This is a genomic window from Hydrogenivirga okinawensis (assembly GCF_055385515.1).
This window is the reverse complement of the sequence record NZ_AP042386.1, coordinates 1,378,533-1,393,205: the sequence shown is the minus strand read 5'-3', so window position 1 is coordinate 1,393,205 and position 14,673 is coordinate 1,378,533. Positions and strand designations below refer to the sequence as shown.

Sequence of the window (14,673 nt, the reverse complement as noted above, 5' to 3'; positions counted from 1 at the left end):
ATGAACAGGTGGGGAAAGGTTCTGAGAGCTATATGTGAAGAGGCACAGGAGAGAGGTATAGAACTCCACGTAGTAGAGGGAGACGAAGATCTGAACTGGTTCGGAGCTCCCCTGTCCAACTTCTGCACCGAGGATCTCCTCTCAAAGGAGGACGCCAAGCTCTTCAAAGAGGTCAAGGCTTCCGCCTCCGAGAAGGTGAGCGCCGGAAACTACATAGCGTATGTGAGCCCCATAAACTTTCAGGTGGATATCTACGAATCCGACAGGAGGAGGTTCGCCCTGCCCTCCACTTCAAGACCCTTTGCGATAACAAGAGAAGGCTTCCGTATAGGCTTCTTTGATACCAAAGAGGAAGCTGTGGACTTCTTCTTAGGCGTAGGAAAAAAGCTCAATCGGGAAGGTCTTTCCCTCCATCTCTTTTATTGAGTCTCTTTTCTCTTCTTCTCTCCTTGTAAACCTCCTGCCTGCACTCCCTTATTATCTTCTTGTACTTGTAGTAAACGGAGGGAACGTTTATAGGGAGTTTGTAATACCTCTCCAAAACGAGCATTATATCCTCGGTAGTCATGTACTTGTGGTTTCTTATCAGGCTCTTGATGTACTTGATTATCCTCGTCTCTTTCATGACAGAGGGGGACAGAGCCCCCGGAACTTTAACTTATGTAATCCTTCATAGCTTCATAGGCTTTCATAGCCTTCTCAAACCTTGCGTTCACCACCTCCCAGTTGAGGTTCTTGAGAACCGCGTCCACGTAAGGAGGTCTCTTGTTCTTGTAGTCCACGTAGTAGGCGTGCTCGTAGGTGTCTATCACGATTATGGGAACGAGTCCGTGGAGGTTATAGACGTTGTGAGCATCCAGTCCGTTCACCACGAGCCTTCCGGAGAAGAGATCAAGACCGAGCACTGCCCATCCCCTGAAGGCTACCGCCGCAGCCTTTAGCTCGTTGGTACAGGCGTCCCATCCGCCGAGATCCTCCTCAACCTTCTTCTTAAAGGCTTCGGAAGGCTCACCCTTAGCTCCGAGGTGTCCGAAATAGAGCTCGTGGAGAACCACACCCATGTAGTTAAAGGTCTCCTCTACCTTTAGCTCCCTGTACTCTGAGTAGTTCTGGTTCGCCTTGCTTCTGTCGGAAAAGCTTTGGTCGGCGAGCTTCTCCTGAATTTCGTTGTACTTTGTTACATAGCCCTTGTAGTGGGCTTCAAAGTGGGGCTCGATCTGCTCGTTGGATATGCCATCCAGGTTTTGAGGCTTAAGGTGGTCTCTAGGCTGAAGTTTATGAACTCCCATGGCTTTACCTCCTTTTATAGGTTTTTCTCTGATTATATCATCGCAGAATAGCCACTCTTATGACTGGTAGCATATAAGTATGCGCATATCCGATATCGGAGAGTTCGGTCTAATAGAGAAACTCAGGCGTATCTTGGGATCCAAAGCCATAGGAGACGACTGCGCCCACATAAAGTTCGGAGAGACCTACCTTTTACTTACTACTGACTTACTACTCGAAGATGTTCACTTTCTCAGAAGGTATCCCCCCGAAGCGGTGGGATGGAAAGCCGTAAGCGTGAACGTGAGTGACGTTGTGGGTAACGCTGGTCAGCCCAAATGGATCCTCGTGTCCCTCATGCTTCCGGATGTGGAAGTGTCCTACGTAGAAAGGCTCTACGAAGGGGTCAAGAGAGCCTGCGAGTTCTATAAATGTGAAGTTGTGGGAGGGAACGTCTCCCGTTCGGAGAAGATAGGTATAGACGTTTTCCTCGTTGGTGCTTCAGAGAAGCCTGTTGGAAGAGGTGGAGCTAAACCCGGGGATTCCCTTTTCGTCTCTGGAACCCTCGGAGACTCCCGGGCAGGTCTCGAGCTTCTTAAGATGAACCTTAAAAACTACGAGGACTTTGAGCTTTCCTTGATAGAAAGGCATCTTAGACCCACAGCCCGGATAGACTATGTTAAACACATAAAAAAGTATGCGAGTGCCAGCATGGACATAAGCGACGGACTCGTAGCGGACACCCTTCATATATCCGAAAGAAGCGGAGTGAGGATAGATATAGACACCTCGAAACTTCCCATATCCAACGAGCTAAGAAGGTTCTGTGAAAAGTACGGAAAAGATCCTTTAGATTACGCCCTTTTCGGAGGAGAGGACTATCAGCTCCTCTTTACCCATCCATCCCAGAGGTGGAACCCATTCTTAGATATGACTCAAATAGGGGAAGTTTCCGAAGGTAGAGGTGTTTCCGTGGATGGGAAGAAAATGGAGGGAGGGTACAGGCATTTTTAGGTTTGTGCGGATTGCTTCTTAAGTTCTTTTATTCCCAGCAATATAGGGATGATTCCGACTATCAATCCGAGTAGCGTTAAGATTATCACCGCTTCCGTATAAGTCATCGTTCAACTCCTCAACTTTGTGGAAAGAGGGAGCAAAACACCTCCAATGGCAAGGAAAACAACTGTTCCCACCAATGCCGCTATTCATTCTGTTCCAAATATTCTGCCTTCCGAAAGTGGTTTTATGATGAAACTTATATCGCTAAGGCTAAAGCGACGTGGAGAAATCATTTACCAAATTCTTCAAGAACACTTCCCACGGTATATCATTATACTCACCGATGTTTTTAGAAAAGGTTCTCGCGGTAAAGAGAAAGGAAATAAGGAAGGACCCTCAATATATTTCTAAGCTCGAGAAGCTGATCTCGGAAAGAGAAAAGTACTTGGACTTTACGAAAGCTCTCAAAAACTGCAGAACAAAGATCATAGCCGAGGTTAAGAAGGCTTCTCCCTCTGCAGGGAAGATAAGAGAGGTGGATCCTGCGGAGCAGGCTAAACTCTACGAAAAGGCAGGGGCTACCGCCATATCCGTCCTGACAGATAGAGGGTTCTTCAACGGCTCTTTAGAGGATTTAAAGAAAGTAAGAGAAGCGGTAGATCTCCCTATACTGCGTAAGGACTTCGTAATAGACGAAGTTCAGATACTCGAAGCCAAAGCCTACGGAGCGGATACGGTTCTCCTGATAGTCAGGATTCTATCTCCAGAGGAACTGAAGAGGCTCATAGAATTTTCGGAAGGTCTCGGACTCCCCCCTCTTGTGGAAGTTTTTTCTTTGGAGGAGGCTAAGGTAGCCCTCGATGCAGGAGCTAAAGTTATAGGCATAAACAGCAGAGATCTCGATACTCTGAGAGTGGATCTAAACCTTATCAAGAAGCTGGCTCCTAAGGTGAAGGAGCTCGGAGTTAACTTTGTAATAGCTGAGAGTGGGATAGAGAGGAGGGAACAGATAGAGGAACTTTTAAACTACGGAGTGGATGCCTTTTTAATAGGAACGGCACTGATGAAGAGCCCCGATCCTTACTCAAAGCTCAGAGAACTGCTCGGATTTCCCACTGGTAGGTCTTGCACCTGAGGAGTATAATTTAGAGATGGAGGATCCCGCTATGAAAAATCCTAACTCCCTCGATATCAATCTTTTAGAGGAGATGACCCAGCTCGAGTACTTTCTCGTTAAAAAGCCCATGAGCTCCAACGACTTCTGGACAGAGTGGCAGGAAAAGTACGGGAAGGCTACCCTCGCGAAGGTCGCCCTCAAGAAGATTGCCAAGACGAGGAAGCTCTCTCACGAGGAGTATGCGAAGCTCAGGACGATGATGAGCGTCTATGACGAGATTCTGAGGTATCTTGAACAGTTGAAGAATACAGCCCTGAGCGTAAGAGGGATAGTTACGAACCTGAACGTAGAGCTCGATGACGAGGACATAGACTTAGACTTTTAGGAGGCGAGATAATGCTCGAAGGCTTTCAGGAGATAAACGATAGGGACTTCTACGAGAAGGTCATGGCTTCAGAGAAACCCTCCGTTGTCCTCTTCGTGGATCCCAACTCTTCCGAGACACAGAAGTTTGTGGATCTTCTAAAGCCTTACATGGAACAGTATGGAGACAAGATAAACTTCTACTATATGGACGTTACTAAAAATACCTCCTTTGAGGACTTCGGTATATTTAACTTTCCTTCCGCCATGTACTTCAGGGACACTATGGAACTCGACAGGCACGACTTCGTCCCGCCTCCCGACATGGTCGAACAGGCGATTAAGAGACTGCTAAGGCTCGCTTGAGAGGAATATATCTAAGAATAGCTCTCGCTCTCTTAGGGATCTTTCTTATACTCTCCTGGATCTTTAAGCTTGATCCCCTCTCCGAAAGTGCCCGTGAGTACTGCAACAGGGGAGTAAGGTCCACCCTGACGAGCTACATTATCGTAAGGGGAATAAACGCGGGAGTGTCTGTATTAAAGGAGAGTGAGCTTTCCCTCTCCCCGGCAGGTGTAGGACTTAGCTTAGCCTTCGGTCAGGTCCTCGACCCTGTGGACGACGCCACGGAGAGGCTCTCCTTTCTCCTGATGGTCAGCTTCCTCTCCTTCGGGATTCAGAAGATAGCGATCGAGATACTCTCCGATCCTCTACTCCTTCTGGGCGGTATTCTTTCCCTCATTACGGCGTTGAGCCATTACCTGAGCCCAAGAGTTTACAGGTTTTCCCTTTTCCTCTTACTTACCGTTCTCACAGTGAGGTTCCTCCTTCCACTGACCTACCTACTGAGCGATCTCATATACCAACTTTACGTGGAGGACAACGTAAGGAGCCTGAACGAAAACCTTGCAAAGTTTAAGGCGCTCTTTACAGACCTGAATGTGAGCAACGTAGAAGTACTAAAGGAGAAGTTAAAAACCCTATCTTCTCTGACAGACAGAGCGGTAAAAGATATACTTGAGCTTTCCCTGTATTACTTCTTCCAAACCATAATCCTGCCGATATTTAACCTCTGGACGACCTTGAAACTCTCCCTCTTTCTCGTACGAAGAGGTGTTGATTAACCTCCTCTCCGTTTATTCTGTTACCATTAAGTCTATGGAGGAAGAGAAAGATCTGGGGAGTGCTTGGGAGTATAGGGGGTGTGTTATACCCAAGGATCTTTACTACTACATAGACCTTCAGGTCTGGGTGAGGGTCAACGAGGACGGTACCGTATCCTTGGGGATCACGGAGGTGGGTCAGACACGGGCGGGGAAGATACTTCACATAAGGACGAAATCCGAAGGGAAGAAGGTTCAGAAGGGGAAGCCCGTTGCTACCTTGGAAAGCGGGAAGTGGGCGGGTCCCGTCCCCGCTCTCGTTGAGGGGGAGATAGTGGAGGTGAACGAAAGGGTTCTTGACGATCCCAGCGTTTTGAACGTAGATCCTTACGGTCAGTGGATAGTTAAGATAAGACCGGAGAGTGAAGAAACTCTTAAAAGGGATCTCAGCGAACTGGTAGCAGGGGAGAGGGCTTACGAGGAGATGAAGAGCTATATAGAGGAGTGGGACATCATCTGTATGAAGTGTATAGAGGAGGAGATATACGCCAAGGAGCCGAGGGAGCCTTTAAAGCCTTCGGAGAGGCACGTAATACTCCTTACCGCAGCGTGGTGTTCCGCAAGTCAGGAGGCGGACGCTCTCTGGAGAAAGCTCAGGGACGAGTTCGGCTTCAGGTACGAGGTCTTGGACGTGGAAACTCCCGAAGGAAGGTTCTGGGTTACGAAGCTCCTTATAAAGAGCGTTCCCACCACCATCATAGACGGGGAGGTGGCTTTTGTGGGCGTTCCCAAGGAGGAGGATGTGAGGAAAGTTTTTGTCTGAAGGCTCTGCGAAGCTATATTTAGATATTTAGTCATGGATGTAGAGATAGTATCCAGAGGAAAGCACACCCTTCACGGACTCAACTTCTACCTCTCCTACTTCGATGACATCGCCAAGGTTCTTTCGAGGGAAGACTACTGCTTTATAGTCGGAGGGTGGGTCAGGGACAGAATATTGGGGGAGCCGGTCGGATACAGCATAGACGTGGACTTCCTCGTAACCTGCGATCCCGTTAAAGTAGCTCAGGACTTTGCGAAGAGAACAGGAGGGCACTTCTTCGTATTTGAGAAAAAGGGAATTCTCATAAAGAGACCGGTCGTTGCCTCGGTAGTCATTCACCTGCCTCCCTACAGGTACAGGTTCGACTTCTCCCAAATAAAGGGGAAGGATCTTGAGAAAGCTCTCGAGGAGGATCTGAGGGAGAGGGATTTCACCGCCAACGCGATAGCGGTTAACCTTGACGATGTCCTGAGCATAGGCGCCAAACAGACTATAGTCTTTGATCCTACTGGAGGTATAAGGGATCTTGAAGAGGGACTCCTCAGACCGGTATCCCTCGATAACCTTAAAAAGGATCCTGTCAGGATCTTAAGGGGCTTCCGCCTTTCTATAGAGAAGAACCTTCAGCTCACCGCAGACTTCTTCGACTTCATAAAGGAGAACATGAAACTTATCCTCAAGGCTCCCCCCGAAAGGATAACCCACGAGCTCTTCAAGATAATGAAGCACCCAAAGGGTTCGAAGGTCATAAGGAGGCTCTACGAGGTAGGGCTCTTGGAAACGATAATTCCGGAGTTCGCAAAGCTAAGGGAAGTTAAAGATCAGGGGGAGCACCACATATACCCCCTTGACGAGCACACCTTACGGATACTCGAGGAGGTGGAGGAGGTTATAGAGGACAGGAGCAAGTATCTGAGCGCAGAGCTCCTTAAGGACTTCGGATGCAGGAGGTTCCTCGGGGAGTTCACCGATTTAGAGCTTCTTAAATGGGGCGCCCTCCTCCACGACATAGGAAAACCCGATACCTTCGAGATCAAAAACGGAAAGGTAACCTTCTACAACCACGACAAGGTAGGCGAGCAGATTGTAAAGGACATAGGGAAGAGGCTCAGGTGGGGAGAGGATACGACAAGGTTCATCGGAAAGCTCGTCAGGTATCATCTCAGACCCTTTTACCTGAGAGAGTCCTTCCTCAAAGGGGAACTAAAGCGAAGAGGCATGGCTAACTTCTGGAAGGAATGCGGGGACGTAGCGCCCCACCTCTTTCTACTTTCTATCGCGGACGCCTACGCGAGCGGGGACCCCGAGGAGGAGATCAAGGCTCTCCTGGAGACTATAAGCGAGCTTGAGAGCTTCAAGAGGACTGAACTGAAGGAAGAGGTGATAGAACCCCTCCTCAACGGACACGAGATAATGGCGATCCTCGGTATATCCCAGGGAAAGATGGTGGGAGAGATAAAGAAGAGGCTCGAGGAGGCTCAGATGGAGGGGAGTGTGAGAACGAGGGAGGAGGCGGTGGAGTTCATAAAGAGAGCTTACGAGGAGATACTCAAAGGAGGAAAGGATCATGGGCGAGCTGATACCTCTCGAGGAAGCTCTGAGAATAGTTCTTGAAAATGCCAGACCTCTTGACGAGGAGAGGGTTTTTATAGACAGGGTTTTCGGCAGGTTCTTAGCCGAGGACATAACCTCCGACACCGACAAGCCTCTCTTCGACAACTCGGCAATGGACGGCTACGCCGTGAGATATGAGGACATAAAAGGAGCCTCCGAAGAAAATCCTATCCAGCTCGAGCTCGTGGGTGAGTCCGCGGCAGGAACTGGAGAGGAACTGAAGGTGGGTAGGGGGACTGCGGTAAAGATCTTTACGGGAGCACCTGTTCCGGAAGGAGCGGACACGGTCGTCCCTGTCGAGTACACGGAGGAGAAGGATGGAGTTGTTTTCATAAAACGGGAATTTCGGGAGGGATCCAACATAAGGAGGAAGGGGGAGGACCTCAAAGAAGGTGAGATCGTTTTAAGTAAGGGCAGTGAGATAAGGGGCTACGAGGTGGGTCTCATAGCCTCTGTGGGTAGAGCTCTGGTAAAGGTTCACAGAAGACCGAGGATCGGGATACTCTCTACAGGGGACGAACTTTTGGAGGTAGACGAGCCTCAAACCAGACCATCCCAAATAAGGAGCTCCAATCATCACATGCTATTCTCTCTTGTCCTTTCTGCAGGAGGAGAACCTCACCAGCTCGGAATAGCTCCAGACGATCCCAAGGAGCTCCTGAGGGTTCTGAGAGGTTGTAAAGATTACGACATCTTCATAACCACCGGCGGGGTATCTATGGGAGAGAAGGACTACGTCCAGTATCTCGTGAAGGAGATCGGAGTCGACGTTAAGTTTCATAAGCTGAGGATAAAACCGGCGAAGCCGGTTCTTTTCGGAACTTACGGAGAAAATAAACTCTTCTTCGGTCTTCCTGGAAATCCCGTCTCCTGCGGTGTTGCCTTCGACCTTTTGGTCTATCCCGCGATCAGGACTATGCTGGGTGCGAAGGAGATCTTTAAAAGGAAGGTAACTGCCACGCTCGTTAAAGGATACAAGAGAAGGGACGCCAAGAGGAGAGAGTTCGCGAGGGCGAGGGTCTGGTTCGATAGAGGGAAGTACTGGTGCGAACCCCATCCCAAGCAGCAGTCCCACATGCTCACCTCCTATGTGAGTTCCAACGCCTACCTTGTGGTTTACGAGGGTGTGGGTGAGCTCAAAGAAGGGGAAGAGGTGGAGGTGGTTTTATTTTAGGAAATGTGTCTACTAAGATTCATTTATCTTATAGCACTCCCTTGGTTGAAGGAATGTCCCCACCTATTATTTGAACCGCTTCCTTTAAGGTTAGGGCGAAGGATTTGAATGCGGCTTCGGCGACGTGATGAAGTATTTTGCCATCCAGAACCTTTACGTGTAAGGTGCTCCTGCTCTCTATTGAAAAACCTTTGAAAAACTCCCAGATGAGCTCGAAGTCGAATTCGGTTATTTTTCCTCTCAGTCCTCTGTCTTCGTAAAAGAAGAGTCCCCTGCCTGAGAAGTCTATGGCGGATAGGACGAGAGCCTCATCCATTGGGACTACAGAGCTCCCAAACCTCTTTATCCCTTTCATGTCTCCGAGCGCTTTAAGAACAGCCTCCCCCAAGACTATACCGCAGTCTTCAACCGTATGATGGTGGGAGACGTGTATATCCCCCTCGGCTTCGACCTTCAGATCGAACCTTCCGTGCTTTGCAAAGCTCTCCAACATGTGGGTTAGAAAGCCTACCGGAGTGTTTACCTCATAAGAACCACTTCCGTCGAGGTTTATGTAGAGACTTATCTTGGTCTCTTTAGTTTCCCTCTTTATCTGTGCTTCTCTCATGATCAAATGGTAGGCGCGGGCGGACTCGAACCGCCGACCTCTGGCGTGTCGGGCCAGCGCTCTCCCTACTGAGCTACGCGCCTTGACTTTAAAATTATCCTTCAAAGGCGTTCACTCGTCAAGTTATACTAAAACCATGCTAAACGTTACCTTGGCTCAGATAAATCCGGTGGTGGGAGACGTAGAGGGGAACGTTGAAAGAATAATAGAAGTTTCAAAGGAGAAGGAAAAAGATTCCCACATCGTGGTCTTTCCAGAGCTCGCCGTAAGCGGTTATCCTCCGGAGGATCTCCTCTTGAGGCTCGACTTTGTCCATGAGTGTGTGCGTGGAATAGAAAGGATCAGAGAGGAAACTAAGGATCTCTCATGCCTCCTCGTGGTGGGAACACCTTACTACGGAGGTGATCTCTACAACAGCCTCGTCGTTATTCATAATGGGGAGATCTTGGGTGTATATCATAAAGGAAGGCTTCCCAATTACAGTGTCTTCGACGAGCTTAGATACTTCAGGGAAGGGGAAAAACCTCTGCTTGTAGAGGTGAACGGTTATAAGATCGGTTTCTCTATCTGTGAGGATATCTGGTATCCTGACCACTTAGAGAGGTTTACCGCTCTTTCGGGAGCGGAACTTATAGTGAACATAAACGCCTCCCCTTACCACATAGGAAAGCAACCATTCAGGGAGGGTTTTATCAGGGCAAGGGCGGAGGACAACATCTGCTTTATAACCTACGTGAACCTTGTAGGTGGGCACGACGAGCTTGTCTTTGATGGAAGGAGCATGGTAGTGGATCCTCTGGGGAACGTGATAGCAAGAGCGAAAGCCTTCGAGGAGGATCTCCTTACCGTAACAATCGATACAGAGAGAGTGAGAAGGAGGAGACTCCTCGATCTGCGATGGAGGAGGGCGAGTCAGGAGATAGAACCGGCTCAGGTAAAGGCAAGAGCCTATCTACCGGATAAACCTTTAATGGAGCCAAGGTTGGAGAAAAGTCCTAAGAATGAGGAAGAGATCTACTCGGCGCTCGTTCTGGGAACGAGGGATTATGTGAGAAAGAACGGCTTTGAGAAGGTTGTGATCGGTCTCTCGGGAGGAATGGACTCGTCCCTGACCGCCTGCATAGCCGCCGACGCTTTGGGCAGGGAGAACGTTCTCGGTGTTTTTCTACCTTCAAGGTTTTCATCAAAGGAGAGCTTTGAGGATGCAAAGGAGCTCGCCCAGAACTTAGAGATAGAGTTTCACACGATCCCGATAGATGAAGTCTATACCTCCTATCACAACGAGCTCGTTCCCGTTTTCGGCGAGCTTGAGTTCGACACCGCCGACGAGAACATTCAGGCGCGGATAAGGGCTAACCTCCTCTTTTACATCTCCAACAAGTTCGGGCACCTCGTTCTCTCTACCTCCAACAAGAGCGAGTCCGCCACGGGATACACCACGATCTACGGAGATATGGCGGGGGGCTTCGCTCCTCTTAAGGACGTTTACAAGACGACCATATACAGGCTCGCAAGGTACAGGAACTCTTTGAGTCCCGTAATACCCGAAAGGGTCTTTACAAAACCTCCCTCCGCGGAATTAAGACCCGGTCAGACCGATCAGGACACCCTCCCGCCTTACGAGATCCTTGACGAGATACTCAGGATGTACATTGAGGAGAACATGTCGGTGGAGGAGATAGTCGGTAGAGGTTTTGAGGAGGGGACGGTGAGGAAGGTTGTGGGTATGATAAGAAGGGCGGAGTACAAGAGGAAGCAGGCTCCCGTAGGGATAAAGATAACGCCCAGAGCCTTCGGGAAGGACTGGAGGATGCCGGTAACAAACAGGTTCGGAGGTTGATGTGGACAGGTTCGGAGATTTTGATCTTGATCAGATAAAGGAGGATGTTGTCTCCCTCTGCAACGAGATGGGTCTTCCTCTAAGGGAGGTCTACGTCAGCGCGGACTTTCAGGAGGAGGTCTATCAGGTGGAGGTGGAGCTCTTCAAGGACTACGAGAGCCTCGAGGATCAGCTCAGGGAGGAGATAGAGATAGAGGAGAGGTTGAAGGAGAGCTATGGAAACCTCCTTTCGGTAAACATCATCTGTGTAGAAGAAGACTGAGCATGCTCAATCCCCAGCAGGAGAAGGTAGTAAAACATTACGGCAAACCTCTTTTAGTGGTGGCGGGTGCGGGATCGGGAAAGACCAAGACCTTAGCCCACAAGGTGGAGTTTATACTGGAGGAGTTATCCCTTCCTGAGAAGAGTATACTCTGCATCACCTTTACCAACAAGGCGGCTAAGGAGATAGGGGAGAGGGTTAGGAGGGTAACGGGAAAGGAACTCCCGTGGGTCGGAACCTTCCACTCTGTAGCCTACAGGATTTTAAAGAGAGATGCAGGTCTAAACTTCTCTGTTGCAGACGAGTCGGACAGGAAGGCTATCTTAAAAGCTCTCCTGCGGGAGTTTGACATTCCTTTAGAGGACTACGAGAAGATAAGCAGGATGATCTCGAGAGTTAAAGAAGATCTTGGGGAAATCCACTCGGAGAAGCTGAGAGGGCTGTTCGATAGGTATCAGGAGATCCTAAGGGAGAACAGGCTATTCGACTTTGGGGATCTGATGTTCGAGCTTTACAATCTCCTAAAGGAGAAGGACTTTAGGGAGAAGCTCAAGAGGAAATTCCGCTTTATACTCGTGGACGAGTATCAGGACACTAACACCGTTCAGTACGAGATTTTGAAGCTCTTGGCGGACAGGGATATCTGCGTCGTTGGAGACCCCAACCAGTGTATTTACGAGTGGAGGTTCGCCCGCCCCGACAACATCGTGAGGTTTCTGGAGGACTTTGACCCCGACGTAATAAAGCTCGAAGTAAACTACCGCTCCAAGGGTTACATTCTCTCGGTGGCAAACTCGATCCTGAAAAAGAGCAACGCAAGGTGGAGGGAACTGATCCCCACTCTTTCACCCGTGAGGGATGCGGGTGAAAAACCGATAGTTAGAAGATTTGAGAGTGAGAGCGAGGAAGCTCTTTGGATAGCTCAGGAGGTGAAGGAACTTCTGAAGACTCACGAACCTAAGGATATAGCGGTGCTCGTAAGGGTTTCCTACATCACCGATCAGATAGAGAGGGCTCTCTACAAGATGGGAGTTCCCTACAGGGTTGTAGGGGCGCTTAGGTTCTTCGACAGACCAGAGGTCAAGAATTTGCTCTACCTCCTGCGTCTTCTGACGAACCCCTCCGACGAGATAGCCTTTCGTAGAGTGATAACTTACTTCGCCGAAGGTGTAGGGGAGAGAAGCTTTCAGAGAATGAAAGAGAGCTTTGAAGGGAACTGGATAGAGGCTATGAAGTTGATTCCAGCAGGACTTAGCCTCTACGGGCTTTTAAAGGAACTTGAGAGGGAAAGAGAAAGCTACCCGGAAGTTTTGAAGAAAGCGGCAGGCTCAACTCCTTACCTTGAAAGGATAATGAAAAAGCATAAGGGAGACCTCAAGGAGAGGGAGGAGAACATAAGGGAGCTTATCAGAACGGCAGAGGAGAGCTTTAGAGAGGGAACTAACCTTGAGGACTTTCTCAGCGAGGCTTTCCTGGTTTCTTCCGAAGAAGGAGAAAGCAACACAGTCAGCGTGATGACCATTCACGCGGCTAAGGGTCTTGAGTTCTCGGCTGTCTTTATTCCGAGGCTTGAGGAGGAGATCCTTCCCCACAGGTCGGCCTTGGAGGACAGAGACGAGCTTGAGGAGGAGAGGAGACTTTTCTACGTAGCCGTCACAAGAGCGAAGGAGAAGCTCTACATGTCCTACACAAGATCCAACGGCAGAAAGCCGAGCAGGTTCTTATCGGACATACCCAAGAACCTCCTGAACCTCGAACACTTCAAGAAGAAGAGAGTTTCCTACAGCGTGGAGCTGAAGCCGAACACCAAGGTGAAGGCGGGAACTCTCGTCAATCACAGGATATTCGGCGTTGGAAAGGTTTTAGATGTGGAGGGGGAGAAGGCTACCGTCGATTTTAGAGGGAAGGTAAAGACGATACACACATCCTTCTTGGAGGTTCTCGATTAGGAGACCCTCAGGAGCTCCTTCACGTGGTCTACCATGTTCTCCTTAACGTAGGTCGGCTTCCTGAGTCTCCTCTTTCTGTCGGGGCTCTTCTTGGTGTTGTAGTGGGATCCTCCCGATCTCCACCTCTTTATCTTTCCCTTGGCGGTTACCTTGAACCTCTTCTTTGCGGATCTGTTGGTCTTAAGCTTCACCTTTGCCATTCTTTTCCTCCGAGCCCTATATTATAACAAAAGGAGGTGGGAGAGATGCCACTCTACGTTATGCTTACAAAGATATCGCCCTACGCGGTCAAAAACCTTGAGAAGTTAAAAGAGATCGAGCAGAGGGCTGAGAGGCTGATAGAAGAAAACTGTCCAAGTGTTAAATGGATTATGAATCTTGTAGTTTTCGGACCGTACGACTATTTGGACATCTTCGAAGCTGAAAACGACGAAGAGGCTGCTAAGGTGGCCATGATAATTAGATCCTTCGGTCACGCGACCACCGAGACTTGGCCCGCCATTCAGTGGAAGGACTTCAAAGAGGTAATTGGAAAGATAAAGGGAGTTCCCGGTAGCTGATCACCTCTTTCTCTTAGGTGCAAGGGTGAAAATCATAAAGGGACCCTCCTTTTTCGGACCTGCCTCTACCTCACTTATGTCTTGAAGCTCCTCGACTATACGCTTAAAGAGCTTCTCTCCGAGCTCTGGATGGATGTTCTCCCTTCCCCTGAACCTTATTCTGACCCTAACCTTATCTCCATCCTCCAAGAACTCTCTCATGTGCTTCAGCTTTACCTGAAGGTCGTGTTCCTCTATCCTGACCTTCATCCGTATATCTTTAACTTCTATCTGATGCTCCCTCTGCTTCTTCCTCGCTTCCCTTTCCTTCTTCTTCAGCTCGTACTTGAACTTTCCGTAGTCCATTATTTTGCAAACGGGAGGCTTAGCCTGAGGAGCTATCTCTACGAGATCAAGACCTTTATCCTCCGCTATCCTGAGCGCCTCCTGTAGGGGAACGATCCCCACCTGCTTACCGGTCTCGTCTATTAGCCTTACCTCTCTCGCCCTTATCTGGCGGTTGACCCTGTAATCCTGAACCTTGCTCATCCTGCCTCCTGTAAGGTTTCTTTTCTCAACATTCGGAACTCCCTAAAAATATCGACATAGCTATCAAAAGGTTTACCCCGAGCAAAGCCGTTGAGAGATAGGACATCTTCCTGAACCTTGTTCTCTCGGGAGAGTTGAAGTCATAGTGTTCTATGTTACCCAACATCCTCTTGTATTTTCTCAACCGATTTGAGATGTAAACATTCAGCGATAGACCGATCAGTAAAAGCGCTCCCTTCCATAACTCGCCCAGAATAAGATACACCACAAGGAGCAAAAAAGCAATCCTGTAGAAGCGCCAGAGGATTTTTCCGTAGAACCTTCCGGCTAAGTCCTTGTTTTCCTCCGTTCGCAGAAGCACAGGAGCAACGGAAGTAAGTATCAGGAACAAAGAACCCACGTATAGGGAGAGGATCAGCTTCTCCATTCTCTCCTCTTTCTCTCCATCTCCGTTCTAAAAACCCT

The 14,673-nt window shown here is 49.1% G+C and carries 19 protein-coding genes, 1 tRNA gene and 1 pseudogene; 14 read left to right on the top strand and 7 right to left on the bottom strand.

Translation table 11 applies throughout. From position 1 onward, the window contains the following. The gene (locus tag ACZ483_RS08015) at positions 1-426 is read left to right on the top strand and encodes a hypothetical protein (protein WP_464323653.1); all 426 of its coding nucleotides are present in this window, start codon (positions 1-3) and stop codon (positions 424-426) included. Here the strand turns inward: ACZ483_RS08015 and ACZ483_RS08010 are convergent. Further along, positions 389-625: a hypothetical protein gene (locus tag ACZ483_RS08010; RefSeq protein WP_464323652.1), complete on the bottom strand. Its 237-nt coding sequence runs from the start codon at positions 623-625 to the stop codon at positions 389-391. The two genes, ACZ483_RS08015 and ACZ483_RS08010, sit on opposite strands and share 38 nt — an antisense overlap. A gap of 28 nt (positions 626-653) precedes the next feature. Beyond that, positions 654-1,289: a superoxide dismutase gene (locus ACZ483_RS08005; protein WP_464323651.1), complete on the bottom strand. Its 636-nt coding sequence runs from the start codon at positions 1,287-1,289 to the stop codon at positions 654-656. A 79-nt stretch (positions 1,290-1,368) separates the two neighbouring features. Between ACZ483_RS08005 and thiL the strand changes: the two genes are divergently transcribed. From thiL to ACZ483_RS07960, 9 genes and pseudogenes are all read left to right on the top strand, one after another. Then, positions 1,369-2,283, top strand: coding sequence for a thiamine-phosphate kinase (gene thiL, locus ACZ483_RS08000; RefSeq protein ID WP_464323650.1), 915 nt, complete (start codon positions 1,369-1,371; stop codon positions 2,281-2,283). 328 nt (positions 2,284-2,611) lie between these two features. Continuing rightward, entirely contained in the window at positions 2,612-3,403 is a 792-nt protein-coding gene (gene trpC, locus ACZ483_RS07995; RefSeq protein WP_464323649.1) for an indole-3-glycerol phosphate synthase TrpC, read from the top strand. Positions 3,404-3,434: 31 nt separating this feature from the next. Then, the gene (locus ACZ483_RS07990; RefSeq protein WP_464323648.1) at positions 3,435-3,770 is read left to right on the top strand and encodes a hypothetical protein; all 336 of its coding nucleotides are present in this window, start codon (positions 3,435-3,437) and stop codon (positions 3,768-3,770) included. Positions 3,771-3,781: 11 nt separating this feature from the next. Further along, positions 3,782-4,114, top strand: a complete 333-nt coding sequence (locus ACZ483_RS07985) for a thioredoxin family protein (RefSeq protein WP_464323647.1) — start codon at positions 3,782-3,784, stop codon at positions 4,112-4,114. Then, positions 4,111-4,872, top strand: coding sequence for a hypothetical protein (locus ACZ483_RS07980; protein ID WP_464323646.1), 762 nt, complete (start codon positions 4,111-4,113; stop codon positions 4,870-4,872). Before ACZ483_RS07985 ends, ACZ483_RS07980 begins: the two co-directional genes overlap by 4 nt. A 34-nt stretch (positions 4,873-4,906) precedes the next feature. Continuing rightward, positions 4,907-5,380, top strand: a pseudogene (gene gcvH, locus ACZ483_RS07975) (glycine cleavage system protein GcvH); the annotation flags it as partial. Further along, positions 5,372-5,674 (top strand): thioredoxin family protein, encoded by a 303-nt coding sequence (locus ACZ483_RS07970; RefSeq protein ID WP_464325142.1) that lies wholly within the window; start codon positions 5,372-5,374, stop codon positions 5,672-5,674. The pseudogene gcvH and the gene ACZ483_RS07970, both read left to right, overlap by 9 nt. A gap of 33 nt (positions 5,675-5,707) precedes the next feature. Beyond that, entirely contained in the window at positions 5,708-7,288 is a 1,581-nt protein-coding gene (locus tag ACZ483_RS07965; protein ID WP_464323645.1) for an HDIG domain-containing metalloprotein, read from the top strand. Next, positions 7,242-8,462, top strand: coding sequence for a molybdopterin molybdotransferase MoeA (locus tag ACZ483_RS07960; protein ID WP_464323644.1), 1,221 nt, complete (start codon positions 7,242-7,244; stop codon positions 8,460-8,462). The genes ACZ483_RS07965 and ACZ483_RS07960 overlap by 47 nt, the downstream gene beginning before the upstream one ends. 28 nt (positions 8,463-8,490) lie before the next feature. Here ACZ483_RS07960 and hisB read toward each other — a convergent pair whose 3' ends face one another. Further along, positions 8,491-9,069: an imidazoleglycerol-phosphate dehydratase HisB gene (hisB, locus tag ACZ483_RS07955; protein ID WP_464323643.1), complete on the bottom strand. Its 579-nt coding sequence runs from the start codon at positions 9,067-9,069 to the stop codon at positions 8,491-8,493. A gap of 7 nt (positions 9,070-9,076) precedes the next feature. Beyond that, a tRNA-Val gene (locus ACZ483_RS07950) sits at positions 9,077-9,152 on the bottom strand. A gap of 53 nt (positions 9,153-9,205) precedes the next feature. Between ACZ483_RS07950 and ACZ483_RS07945 the strand changes: the two genes are divergently transcribed. From ACZ483_RS07945 to ACZ483_RS07935, 3 genes are read left to right on the top strand one after another with little or no spacing between them, the layout of a single operon-like run. After that, positions 9,206-10,909, top strand: a complete 1,704-nt coding sequence (locus ACZ483_RS07945; protein WP_464323642.1) for an NAD+ synthase — start codon at positions 9,206-9,208, stop codon at positions 10,907-10,909. 1 nt (position 10,910) lies between these two features. After that, positions 10,911-11,171: a hypothetical protein gene (locus ACZ483_RS07940; RefSeq protein WP_464323641.1), complete on the top strand. Its 261-nt coding sequence runs from the start codon at positions 10,911-10,913 to the stop codon at positions 11,169-11,171. Positions 11,172-11,173: 2 nt separating this feature from the next. Continuing rightward, positions 11,174-13,120 (top strand): ATP-dependent helicase, encoded by a 1,947-nt coding sequence (locus ACZ483_RS07935; RefSeq protein WP_464323640.1) that lies wholly within the window; start codon positions 11,174-11,176, stop codon positions 13,118-13,120. Here the strand turns inward: ACZ483_RS07935 and rpmI are convergent. Next, on the bottom strand, positions 13,117-13,320 hold the full coding sequence (gene rpmI / locus ACZ483_RS07930) for a 50S ribosomal protein L35 (protein WP_464323639.1): 204 nt from the start codon (positions 13,318-13,320) through the stop codon (positions 13,117-13,119). The two genes, ACZ483_RS07935 and rpmI, sit on opposite strands and share 4 nt — an antisense overlap. Before the next feature lie 45 nt (positions 13,321-13,365). On the opposite strand from rpmI, the gene ACZ483_RS07925 reads away from it, so the two are divergent. After that, positions 13,366-13,680: a GYD domain-containing protein gene (locus tag ACZ483_RS07925; RefSeq protein ID WP_464323638.1), complete on the top strand. Its 315-nt coding sequence runs from the start codon at positions 13,366-13,368 to the stop codon at positions 13,678-13,680. On the opposite strand, the gene infC is transcribed toward ACZ483_RS07925, so the two are convergent. Together infC and ACZ483_RS07915 are read right to left on the bottom strand one after the other, a co-directional pair. Next, on the bottom strand, positions 13,681-14,208 hold the full coding sequence (gene infC, locus ACZ483_RS07920) for a translation initiation factor IF-3 (RefSeq protein ID WP_464323637.1): 528 nt from the start codon (positions 14,206-14,208) through the stop codon (positions 13,681-13,683). 25 nt (positions 14,209-14,233) lie between these two features. Then, positions 14,234-14,635 carry a hypothetical protein gene (locus ACZ483_RS07915; protein ID WP_464323636.1) on the bottom strand — a complete coding sequence of 134 codons (402 nt, stop codon included), beginning with the start codon at positions 14,633-14,635 and terminating at the stop codon, positions 14,234-14,236. Positions 14,636-14,673 lie beyond the last annotated feature (38 nt).